Source organism: Wolbachia endosymbiont of Tetranychus urticae (assembly GCF_046529255.1).
In the GTDB taxonomy this organism is placed as follows: Bacteria; Pseudomonadota; Alphaproteobacteria; order Rickettsiales; family Anaplasmataceae; genus Wolbachia.
On record NZ_CP114181.1, the window covers coordinates 841,843 to 854,260 of the forward strand.

7 protein-coding genes, 1 tRNA gene and 2 pseudogenes are annotated in these 12,418 nt (G+C 34.2%); 4 read left to right on the plus strand and 6 right to left on the minus strand.

The features are described 5' to 3' along the window. Nucleotides 1–17: 17 nt before the first annotated feature. From O1Q06_RS04495 to O1Q06_RS04520, 6 genes are all read right to left on the minus strand, one after another. On the minus strand, nt 18–383 hold the full coding sequence (locus tag O1Q06_RS04495) for a hypothetical protein (RefSeq protein WP_410542212.1): 366 nt from the start codon (nt 381–383) through the stop codon (nt 18–20). Nucleotides 384–477: 94 nt separating this feature from the next. Then, complete coding sequence (locus O1Q06_RS04500; protein ID WP_410542213.1) at nt 478–2,274, minus strand: M24 family metallopeptidase; 1,797 nt, start codon at nt 2,272–2,274, stop codon at nt 478–480. Between the two features lie 8 nt (nt 2,275–2,282). Then, entirely contained in the window at nt 2,283–4,331 is a 2,049-nt protein-coding gene (gene mnmG / locus O1Q06_RS04505) for a tRNA uridine-5-carboxymethylaminomethyl(34) synthesis enzyme MnmG (RefSeq protein ID WP_410542214.1), read from the minus strand. 102 nt (nt 4,332–4,433) lie between these two features. Further along, nucleotides 4,434–5,439, minus strand: a protein-coding gene (locus O1Q06_RS04510; RefSeq protein WP_410542215.1) for an IS630 family transposase whose coding sequence is annotated in 2 segments (ribosomal slippage) — nt 4,434–4,976 and nt 4,978–5,439 — 1,005 coding nt in all. Because the reading frame shifts where the segments join, the coding sequence is not laid out codon by codon here. 86 nt (nt 5,440–5,525) lie between these two features. Then, entirely contained in the window at nt 5,526–6,053 is a 528-nt protein-coding gene (locus tag O1Q06_RS04515; RefSeq protein ID WP_410542216.1) for a hypothetical protein, read from the minus strand. A gap of 147 nt (nt 6,054–6,200) precedes the next feature. Next, nucleotides 6,201–6,276, minus strand: a tRNA-His gene (locus tag O1Q06_RS04520). Between the two features lie 131 nt (nt 6,277–6,407). On the opposite strand from O1Q06_RS04520, the gene murJ reads away from it, so the two are divergent. The 4 genes and pseudogenes from murJ (at nt 6,408) to O1Q06_RS04540 (ending at nt 12,410) form a co-directional block, all read left to right on the plus strand. Next, a complete protein-coding gene (gene murJ, locus O1Q06_RS04525) occupies nt 6,408–7,904 on the plus strand; it encodes a murein biosynthesis integral membrane protein MurJ (RefSeq protein WP_410542217.1) in 1,497 nt (498 codons plus the stop codon). A 396-nt stretch (nt 7,905–8,300) separates the two neighbouring features. Continuing rightward, nucleotides 8,301–10,799, plus strand: coding sequence for an AsmA-like C-terminal region-containing protein (locus tag O1Q06_RS04530; RefSeq protein WP_410542218.1), 2,499 nt, complete (start codon nt 8,301–8,303; stop codon nt 10,797–10,799). 340 nt (nt 10,800–11,139) lie between these two features. Then, nucleotides 11,140–11,454, plus strand: a pseudogene (locus O1Q06_RS04535) (IS630 family transposase); the annotation flags it as partial. 87 nt (nt 11,455–11,541) lie between these two features. After that, a pseudogene (locus tag O1Q06_RS04540) lies at nt 11,542–12,410 on the plus strand (IS982 family transposase). Nucleotides 12,411–12,418 lie beyond the last annotated feature (8 nt).

The following is a 12,418-nucleotide window of genomic DNA, read 5'->3' on the forward strand; positions in this document are numbered from 1 at the left end:
TTTGATATGAATAAATACTACTTAGCTTCAACTTTCTCTATCAATTTCTTGACCAAGCCCCTCAATCTCTTACTAGCTTCATCAAGCTCTTGAATTTGTGAAGCATCTTTTTTCATGAGTTCTTTGTGATTACTCTTTATGTAATCATACATTTCCTTCATCTGAGCAATCATCTTGTTGATATCCATACCACCCATATCAGGTATCATGCTAGTCATATTTCCTTCTAGCATACCGCCAGCCATAAGTTGCTGAGACATTTGCATGAATGGCTTTAAGGTCTGTTGAAGCAAATTAGGGTCGCTTGCCAATTTTTCTATTTGCTCTTTGCAAGTATCCATGTACTGCTTCATAAATTCATCATCTTGCACTTTATCTGTCATAATTACACCTATTTGAAACTAATATTATATATTGTTTTTAATTAAAAACAATACAAGAACAACTATATTAATACTTGATTAAATGACAAATTAACTATTTTAAAGGTTCACATACTCTCTTTAACCATTCCTTATCTTTTATGCCATTTTCTATATTTTTATAAACAAATTGGTGATAGCTATTTATCCATTTAACTTCATCTTCAGTAAGCATTTGTATATCTATTAGCTTTTTATCATAAGGAACAGAGGTCAATTGTTTAAAGCTTAAAAAGACGTTTTCTCGCCTTTCAATATACATCAGATTCTCAATTCTTATTCCATACTTTCCTGGAATATAATAACCAGGCTCGTTAGAAAGTATCATGCCTGGAATGAGTTCCACTTTATTTCCTCTTGATATTGCTTGCGGTCCTTCGTGTACCGAAAGGTAACTTCCTACTCCATGTCCTGTACCGTGCATGTAATCCATTCCAAATTTCCATAAATGTATACGCGCTAATATGTCCAATTCCCCACCAGTGGTGACAGGGAGAAAGACTGCACTTGCTATCGAAATGTGAGCTTTTAGTACTATTGTGTAATGAGCCCTTTGCTCATTAGTTGGATTGCCAACTGCTATAGTTCTTGTAACATCGGTTGTGCCATCAAGGTACTGACCACCAGAGTCAATTAAATACAGCCCATCTTCTTGAATGACTTTATTTGTCTTATTGCTTGCACGGTAATGAATGATTGCTCCATTCTCGTTGAATGCTGAAATTGTTGGAAAACTCGGTTGCTTAAACAAATTCTGCTCTTTTCTGTATTCTAAAACTTTTTCTTCAGCTTCAAGCTCAGTAATTTCACTGTCAATATTGTTTTCAAGCCAATATAGAAAATTTATAACTGCTACTCCATCTTTGATGTGCGCACTTATAGCTCCAGTTATTTCAGTTTGATTTTTTACTGCTTTGTGAATCAAACAAGGATCCTCCTTCTCAATTATCTGCTTATTTTCTATTAGACCTCTTTCATTACTTATTGTCATCCCAGTGCTTGACACTGGGATCCATGCTTTTTTATTTCTGGTCAAGCACTGGAATGACACCGAAGCTGATTTTTCATTTAAATAATGGTTATACAAGGGATCTATTGCATTCATAATGCTCATTGGAGTCGTGCTTGGATCTATCACCACCAAATTTAACTTATGTAGTGAATTTTCTAGCTCACTAATATCAAAAACATTTATATGGTTATCAAAATTTGCTTCTATAGTTGAATGTTCTTTATCTTGAATAAATAAATCAACATTGGCATTTTTATACAATATAGCACGACCCAATATACAAGGAGTATATTCAGCACTTTCATTTCTTAAATTTAATAACCACGAAATTGAATTTGGATCAGTCAGAAGCACTGCTTCAGCCTCTATGTTTTTAGCTACTCTTTCACATTTATCCTTACTACTCTCACCAGATACATGTGAGACTATTGTTTGTGCTTTATGACTACTATCTTTTTTAATTAAGTATGGTACTAGTTTACAAATGCCTTCATATTTTCTTATGTCCTTCATAGTAAAATATTGCGGATAGTAACCCAGTGAGGTAGTCAATGTTAAGTTTGCTTTTACCCATTTGTGTGGATCCTCTTCTTGTATATTATATACTCGAAAACTGCCCTGATCGAGCTGACTGCGAGCTTGTGTGATATAGCGTCCATCTGTAAAAAATGGGCACTTATTACTCTTTGTAACGATAAGTAGCCCATTTGTTCCCGTGAAGCCACATAACTCTGCTAACTCTTTTGAATATTCATTTAAATACTCGTCTTTAGTATGCAACATAAATGCATCAACATTTATTTCGTGCATAAAAGAGCGAAATTCTTCGATTTTTGACATGGAATACCTTACGCAGAATTAGCAGCTATTTTCGTTTTCTTATTCCTAAGGTACACTAATATGCTAACTATTGCTGCTGGAGTGATGCCCTGTATTTGCTTTGCAATGCCAATTGTTGCTGGTTTTATTGATTGCAACTTCTCTATCACTTCAGTTGACAAGCCTTTAATCTGTGAGTAGTTGAAATTAGTTGGAATTTGAGTATTAACTTCCTCTTGTAGAAACTTCATATCTGCTTCTTGTCTTACTAAATAAGGCTTGTATTTTGCTTCAATTGCAACTGCTTCATATATTTCATTCTTGGCTATGCTATCAGTTATAGTGTTATTCCAGCACATGACGCTGGAATCTACATTTTTTTCAGTGTCAACTGCATCCATTCCATCATCATTCAAGTACTGGATCCCAGTGTCAGCTACTTGGATGACAGGAAGAGGTGCTTTGGCGTTATGCAAGTAGCTGACACTGGAACCCATGTTTAACTCTGGCCATATTTCTCGTAATTTATTCCAGTCAATATTTGGATAACCGAGCAAATCTAATGCTGTTTTTCTTATTCCATCATAAGATATTTTAATGCCATAGGACCTGAGCTGCTCAGGAGTAATTGTTAGGCTCTCTAATTTCTCCTCAAGTTGCTTAATGGATTTAAGTTTACCCTGCAAAACAGAGTATCTCTCATGCGACACAAGAGAGATGTCATAACCTTTTTGTGTCAATCTTCTATCTGCATTATCTGACCTGATTGCCAGTCTATATTCTGCACGCGAGGTAAATAATCTGTAAGGCTCGGCAATTCCCTTAGTGACCAAGTCGTCTATCATTACACCGATATATGAGTCTGTACGATGAAGAACAAAACTTTTTTGAGATAAAGAGAGTGCTGCATTGATTCCGGCAATAATTCCCTGCCCAGCTGCTTCTTCATATCCAGTGGTACCATTAATTTGACCAGCAAAATATAGTCCTTTAACTTTCTTAGTTTCAAGAGTATGAAATAGCTCTCGTGGATCGATATAATCGTATTCAACTGCATATCCAGGTCTTAATATTTCTGCATTTTCAAGCCCTTTTATACTCTTTGTCATTTCATACTGCACTTCGATGGGCAATGAATTTGAAATTCCATTTGGATATACAGTGTTATCATCAATCCCTTCTGGTTCTAGAAATATTTGGTGATTATTTTTTTCTGCAAATTTTTTAACTTTAGTTTCAATTGATGGGCAGTATCTTGGTGCAATAACGTTATCTAAATATGAAGAAGCTGATCTGTGAAGATTCTCTCGAATTACTCTGTGTGTATGTTCATTAGTATGAGTAATAAAACATGAAACCTGAGGCTGGTTAATTTTCTCTGTAAGATAAGAAAATGGTGTAGGTGGATTGTCACCCACTTGTTCTTGTAATACCGACCAGTTTATAGTGCCACGATCAAGCCTCGGTGGAGTTCCGGTACGTAACCTGCCCAGTTTAAAATCATACTTCTTTAGCGTGTTTGCAAGCTCTATTGCAGATTTATCTCCTATTCTTCCAGAAGGAGTTGTTTGCTCTCCTATATGAATCACACCACGTAAAAAAGTCCCTGTAGTCAAAACAACTCTGCTTGTCAGTATACGTTCACCTGAGTCTGTTATTACAGCTTTTATATAAGATTCTCCATTGCTATCACTTTCGATAAGAAAATCGTCAACTGACTCTTCTTTTACTGTCAAGTTGTTATAATTTAGAATAATTTCCTGTATTGCTTTTTTGTATAATTTTCGGTCTGCTTGTGCACGTGGGCCCCATACTGCTGCGCCTCTGCTGCCATTTAAAACGACCGAGTGTATGCTTGCTCGGTCGATAGCTCTCCCCATTATTCCATCAAGAGCGTCTACTTCTCTAACTACAACACCCTTTGCAACTCCTCCAATTGCTGGATTACAAGACATCTCTCCTATAGTTGAAATTTTGTGAGTTATAAGTAGCGTGCTTGCACCAAGACGTGCTGCAGCTGTAGCTGCTTCACACCCGGCATGACCGCCACCTACTACCACTACGTCGTACTTATTCATCTTCTTGAGTAATTCCTACTCTATAATATTCCAACTATCAGTGATTGATGTCAAATTTTACAGATTCCAGTGTTACAAACTAACTTATACCAATTCTCATTATTAATGAACCAAATAAGAAGCATAGCAGAGTTGTTTAACCGTGGAAGGGGAAAGAGAGGTAATAAATTTACACAAAGCGCATTCAAGCAGAACGATTGTATCGTAGATTTTATTGCGTAAAATGTTCTGTTTTATATATAACCAAAACCTCTCAACAGGATTGAGTTCAGGTGAGTATGGTGGTAGGTATATAATTTCGATATTTTTAGGTGCCTTTAAATTTTTTGACTTATGCCAACTAGCGCAATCCATCAAGAGAAAAGCCTTTCGTATTCCTAAATATTGCGACATCTGTTCAAGGAATATATTTATACAATCAGTGTTGACGTTTGGTGCAAATAAGCTAAAATTCTCTCCATTTCTGGGATTAACTGTACTATAGAGATAAAAATTTTCCCTACCTAATTTTACCTTAACCTGTGTCCTACTGCCTTTTTTAAACCACCCATGTCCAACTTTTGAATGTGTACCAAACCGTGATTCATCGAAGAAAAATAGCTCTTTTTCAGAATGCATGACAATAGTTTCATTGAGGTTTTTTTTTAAACTCCTCTTGCTTGTTTTTATCTTGTCCACTATGAACTGGTCTTGGTGTGATATATGAGAATTTCATTCTTTGCATATTACGATGTATTGCGGATTTGCTGATATTCAAACCAAATCTTTCTTGGATTCTTATTCTCATTTCTCTAATAGTAATATTGGGGTTTTCCTCTATCCACAACTCAATTCGTTCAAGTTGACTTTGGTTCAATATAGTTTTTCTACGGCGTTGAGGTGGAGCAAATAATTTTTCTTCTCTTCCAAATTTTATGTGCTTTATCCATGTAGTAATTGCCTTTCTCGAAATGCAACATATTTTTGCTACAGCTGTTATACTGTGCTTTTTTGCTGCAATTACAGCATTTAGTTTTTTTGCAACATACGCATTATTTCTTACTCTCTTCAGCATCTCTTTTGCTGATTTCACCACTTTTTCATCCAATAATTTTGATCTTAATGCCATCTAAACCTCGCTATTTTACTTACTTCAGTATGGCTTTTTTCCATTATTTTCTATTCGTTGCTTGTATAGCGGGAATTGGTATTAGCTCAAATTATCGTCTCTTTTACAGAAGAAACTTTTTCAACTGTAGGAGAGGTAATACGCTCATCCACTTCTTCCTGAGATATTCTAACAAATGTAGAATCTGTAATCGAAGTTGCACTTGCTGCAAATGTAATTGCTGCTTCATCTGCACAATGCACTAAAGATATGGCTACATAAACCCCCATAATTGTTGCTATTAGCCCTGTTATTGCACTTACTAAGATAATCACTGTTACTACTGGGTTAGGAAGAACAGCAATCACACTTGCATTAAGCACTGCCCCAATCATAGTACTTATAGGTATAGCCATACCCAAAAAAATTGCTATTTTTCCATGATCTTCCTCAATAGGATCTCTTTTGCAAAACTTATATAGCAAACATCCTACGTGCAAAACCGCAATCAATGCTAGAGCTATAGAACCAGCAATTGCACCTATGGCTAAAGGTGATGAAGTGTCAAAACTCAACCACCAAGCTAATATTCCTAGTGCTGACACTATACTATAAGCTAACAAACAAATATACATACAATCCCTCTCACTAATTAATAGGCATCATTTTTACTCTAAATTGCAAACTTCCCCTCCACCATCTAAATACTAGAGCAACAAGGAATGCTAACGGCCGTGCAAAAATATCTAATGTTTATATTTATGTAAAGTGAAAATTTTTAGTGGGGCGAGCGACCAGGATTGAACTGGCGACATTCAGTACCACAAACTGACGCTCTACCAACTGAGCTACGCCCGCCAAGATATAAAATTTTTAACATACGAGCACAAATAGTCAATTAATTATTTAAGCTACCTCCTTTTGCAGAGGGTTTTAAATATTTTCATTCATGCTTTTATCATTATACTCAATCGTATTGACACCATGATATGTTTAAAAGTATTTTCACATTTAGTTTTTTTACAGCTATTTCAAGAATCTCAGGGCTAATAAGAGATGTATTGATTGCTACGGTTATTGGTGCAACCTCTCTTGCAGATATATTCTTTTCCTCGTTTCGCTTTGCTAATTTATTTCGGTCGTTTTTTGCAGAGGGGGCATTTACTACCTCATTCATACCATTATACTCTGCAGAGTCATATGATAATAAAAAGGCATTTAATTTCGCAAGTAGTGTAATATCCATTACGTTTATTATTCTAGTAATTTTTTGCCTTATCACACAAACCTTCTTCCCTTACATGATCAAAATCTTCACTCCTGGATTTGACCAAAATAAATTTACCTTTACTGTAACTTTGTCGAAAATTATGATGCCCTACATAATCTTCGTGTCAATCGTATCACTTGTTGGTGGAATGTTGCAAGTAAAACAGCATTTTGCTTCAACAGCTATTTCACCAATCATTTTGAACCTCTGTTTAATCATCAGTTTGTTTTTACCTTACATTAAAACACCGGCTCATAACCTTTCTATAGCCGTCCTGATTGGAGGGATTTTGCAGCTACTTTTAATAATATTTAGTGCATACAAATTAAAGGCTTTCTTTTCTTTTAGTTTAGAATTAAGTAACGAAGTGAAGTTGTTTTTCAAGCGTGTAATACCTGCAATTATCAACAATTGTGTGATACAAATAAGTGTATGGATTGACACAATCATGGCGAGTTTTATACCAAATGCAGTTTCTTATATATATTATGCCGATAGACTAAATCAACTACCGCAAGGAGTAATTGGCACTGCAATTGGTACAGTACTTCTTCCTATGATTTCAAAACGAATAAATGATACTGAGAATATAGTCAAAATACAGAACAAGGCCCTTAATATAGGGTTAATATTAATTATGCCAATAACTGCTGCTTTTATCATTATTCCTGACATGATTTTACTTACGCTTTTTTCTTACGGCCGATTTGATTATTATGCAGTGCAGCAAACTGTTCCTACATTAGTAGCATTTTCTCTTTCTTTACCCGCATTTATTATAAATAAAGTATTGCTACCCACATTCTTTGCTAGGGGAAAGCTAAAAATACCAACTATGTTCTCATTAACGTGCCTTGGAATTAACGTAATACTAAATCTCCTATTAATGAACAAATACCAACATATAGGAATTGCTATTGCTACTTCCATTTCCACTTGGATAAATTCTATTTTATTGATTAATTATTTAACAATAAATAAGATGTACAAGCTTAGCCAAGCATTATTACTAAATATTGTAAAAATTCTCACTGCAACATTGGTTATGTCAATAGTTCTTTATCTCTCTAATTACTTATCAGCAGGGTTGTTTTTCGATAGAGGGCTAGCTCGTATTGTTTATTTAGTAACTTTAATAGCTTTGAGTGTTATTATTTATTCTAGCACTCTTTACCTAATTTTTAGAGGAAATTTGAATAATTTGAAATATGTGTAAATTACACCCTTTGTATTGCTATATGTCATTTCAGCTACTATTCCAATATCCACTCCTTTCATCCCATAACCTATTCCTTTCATCCCAGCACCTATTCCTGTCATCCCAGTGCTTGACACTGGGATCCAGAAATTTTGTTGATTATATAATCTGGAAAACCTTATTTAAGTCACACTGGATTACAGTGTCACACACACAACTGTATAAGTGTTGTGGTTTGAGAGCAATTTCTACTGGGAACCCAGTGCTCATCAGACCAGCTTCTCATGTAAAAATGCTGTGCTTTAACATAAGAATAGCTACTTTTTTGCTAATTAACTTAATGTCTAATCAAATTTCCTGGATCCCAGACTGGGATGACAAGAAGAGAAGGGATGCTGGAATGAGAGGTCTATTATGAAACTTTCTTTATACGCCATATTATCAATCTCGTTGCTATTAATTCTCATGCACGTTGCTGCAACTTTTAAGGATTGGAGTGGCTACAGAGAATATATCGTAAAAGAGTTAGAGAAGACGTATGATGCTAAAGTACATGTTGGAGGAAAAATTGAAGTTTCGCTCATTACTCCAAAACTTACTATTTACAATGTATATGTACAATATAACAAAAATAAGGAACAAAAATTATCAGATTTAATTAGTGCAAAAAAAATTGAAATAAGGCCATCGCTATTATCGTTGTTTTCATTTTCATTGCAACCAGAGTCAATCTCATTTTTGGGCATGAAAAGCAACAAAGAAAATTTACTTAATATTATAAATACGAAAGCCAATGATAATACAGTTGACATATTAATAAAGGACAGCCAAATAAGTTTTAATGCCGATACTATTAATATCAAGGAAGTTGCTATAAAAAAAAATAAGCAGTTTTTTGGTGAAGTACAGATTGGTGACAACAATTACGATTTTTCTGGAAAGGTTAATGTCACAAAAAATAATGTACACATTAGTGTTGATTCAAATTTTGCAAATTTGCTATTTAAAGGTAATAGAAATCAAGAAGAGCTCAAGGGCAATTTAGTATTGACGATTAATAATAATTCTGATTCTATGAGCGGCTTGGCAAAAATCATTAATCTTAGCTTCCTTTCTTATGTGATTCCCAGCGAAAATATTGAGATATCATCCAATATCAATCTCAATGAAAGCGAGTTTACGGCAACTAATTTAAAAATTGAGTCCAAAAGCATGCAAGGCACTGGTATAATACAAAATGATAGAAAAAGTGATCATACTAATATCAATATTAGTTTTAGTAAAGTCGACCTAAAAAACGGCTCACACAAAACAACAGATATGAAGGGTCTTTTAGAATCTTTTAGAGAGGTTGTGCCAAAGAACCTGAGCTTGGATTTTAATATGGAAGCTTCAAATATTCAATATCAAAACAGGATATTGGACAAATTTCATGCTACGCTAAAATTTGCTAATGGCGAAATAAACGTTGATACTCTTCTTCAGTTTCTTGGAACCAATAATATATCTCGCTTATCAGGAAAAGTTTCAAACAACGGCAACTTATCTGAATTTAATGGTGATATATTGATAAAGGGTGAGTCGTTCATTTCACATATTTTACCTTCTATCAAGATGCAAGAAAGAGAGAAAAGTCAATTTACAGCAAGTTCTAAACTATATTTAGCACCTAGAATATTATCTCTTTCAGATATCAGATTGCTAAATAACAAAGAATCTTGGCAAGGATCAATTAAGGTAAATCACACAAAAAAACACAATATGATCTATAGTAAATTTAGCATAGATAACATCAATATAGATAAATATGATTATTCATTATTCAGCAAAGTGCAATGGCTGAAAAATATTAAATATGATGTAAATATAAGAACTAGTGTTAAAGATTCTATATTCAATGGTACAAAAATTGAAGATTTGGATTTTTCATTAAAAATACAAGAGAACAAGCTAGTTGCAGATAAAATAAAGTTATTCGGAGAAAATTTCGACATTACCGGTAGTGTAAAAATATTAGTGGATCAAAAATACACTAAGCCTTTATTAGACGTAAACCTTACAGGTAATAAATTTAATGGAAATATCTTTAAATTACCAAAACTATTAGAGGTAAAAAGAAACTCAAGAAATGAAATAAATCAAATTCAATGGTCAACAAAGCAGCTTAATTTTTTAGATGAGAAAGGAGATTTTGATGCAAACGTGCAAATCAAAACTACAGAATTTAAAATTGGGCAAAACGTCTTAAAAGATTTTAACTTGGATACAGTGATAAGAAACAGCACTATCACTATCAAAAAGATAAGTTACATACTAGAACATGGACAAATGTTTTTTCAGGGTTATCTAAAAGCAGGCTCAATTCACATAAAATTTTCTATTGCAAATTTGGACACCAAGGAAGTTATAGGAGTTAATAACATAAATGGCAAGATAAGCTTAAGTGGTGAAATCAAAACTCAAGGGACAAGCTTTGATGATTGGGCTAGTAACTTATCAGGAAATGTAAACTTTCAAGCACAGAAAATAGAGTTTACAAATGTGGATTTTAATTCATTCATCACTAAGTTGTTAAGCAGTAAGAATAAACCTGAAATTTCCAAGCTTGCTTACGTTGATATATATAATGGCAGTACGCTTTTTGAAAATATTAATGGAAAAGTAAGTATTAACAGTGGTGTATGTTCAACTAGTTCACAGTTTAGTATCGATCAAGCATCAGGTTCTATCTCTTCTAATTTAATCTTATCTAAGTTCTCCTTAACTTCTATATTCAGACTCTTTTTCATACTACCAAATCATAATAGTCCTCTTTATATCGAGGCACACTTAGATGGCCCTATTTGGTGCCCTAAGATGAGTTTTGATGTAGACCAAATTTACAACACCTTAGTTAGCAAGAAAAATAGTTAACTCATTTAGCTACATGATTTAGGGTATCCGTTCAGCAGGGTGGCAAAATAAGATAGACAAAAACGTAGCAACAAATGGTCAGTGCCTGACACTGGCTTTTTCACAAAAAACGTTGTAGAGCGCTTTCGTCAAACTGGATCCCAGTGTCAGCTACTTTCATGACAAGAAAAAAAGGACTGATTTCACATGAATCTAAACAGATACGATTTAGGAGATAGTAAACTTCATCTACCCTCTAATAATAAGACTTACTAGTTATACCAATTCCCGCTATACAAGCAACGAATAGAAAATAATGGAAAAAAAGCCATACTAAAGTAAGTAAAATAGCGAGGTTTAGATGGCATTAAGATCAAAATTATTGGATGAAAAAGTGGTGAAATCAGCAAAAGAGATGCTGAAGAGAGTAAGAAATAATGCGTATGTTGCAAAAAAACTAAATGCTGTAATTGCAGCAAAAAAGCACAGTATAACAGCTGTAGCAAAAATATGTTGCATTTCGAGAAAGGCAATTACTACATGGATAAAGCACATAAAATTTGGAAGAGAAGAAAAATTATTTGCTCCACCTCAACGCCGTAGAAAAACTATATTGAACCAAAGTCAACTTGAACGAATTGAGTTGTGGATAGAGGAAAACCCCAATATTACTATTAACGCTAATTCTGGATTAAAAAGAGAATAGAAAAGTCAGGAGAGTAGGGTAAACTCAACAAATAGAAAAAAATAGATGAGGTTACCCATGGAAGATATAACAAAACTGTTTTGTCTGGTCGATGATTTTTGCAGAGATATAGAGAAAAATTTTGCAGATAAACTACTGCCAAACGGTAAAAACCCACAAGAGTGCCAGAAATTACACATTCGGAAATTATCACAATAATCCTCCTGTATCAGCAATCTCCCTGTGAAAATTTTAAGGCTTTCTACCTGCATTACCTAACATTGCTCTACAAATCAGAGTTTTCGAAGTTGCCTTCATACACTAGGTTTGTTGCTCTAAAGTCCAGGGTTTTGTGGCATTTAGCCATGCTATTACAGTGCCTTTGCGGATGGTCAGAACTTACTGGAATCTCATACATAGATACAACTCCTATTGCAGTTTGCCATGCAAAAAGAATATCAAGAAATAAGGTTTTTGCTGGAATTGCAAAATTAAGCAAGAGTACATATGGCTGGTTTTTCGGCTTTAAACTACATTTGATAATTAACGAGAAAGGTGAAATTCAAGCTTTTACGCTTACAAGAGGTAATGTTGACGATAGAGAGCCTGTAGCAAACCTAACTAAGAAATTAACCGGTCTTTTGTTTGGTGATAAAGGCTATATTAAAAAAGAGCTTTTCCAAGAGTTGTTTAACCGCGGTTTGAAACTTGTTACCAAGGTGAAAAAGGGGATGAAAAACGCATTAATTTCACTACATGAAAAGATTTTGCTGAGAAAAAGGTCGATCATTGAGACGATTTTTGGCTACCTCAAAAATAGACTTGAAATTGAACATACTCGCCATAGATCTCCCGTTAATTTCTTGGTTCACATCTTTTCTACTCTCATTTCCTATTCCTTGAAATCCAAAAAGCCTTCCATTTCCTATACTTTCTTCCTTCCTTAATCCAGAAT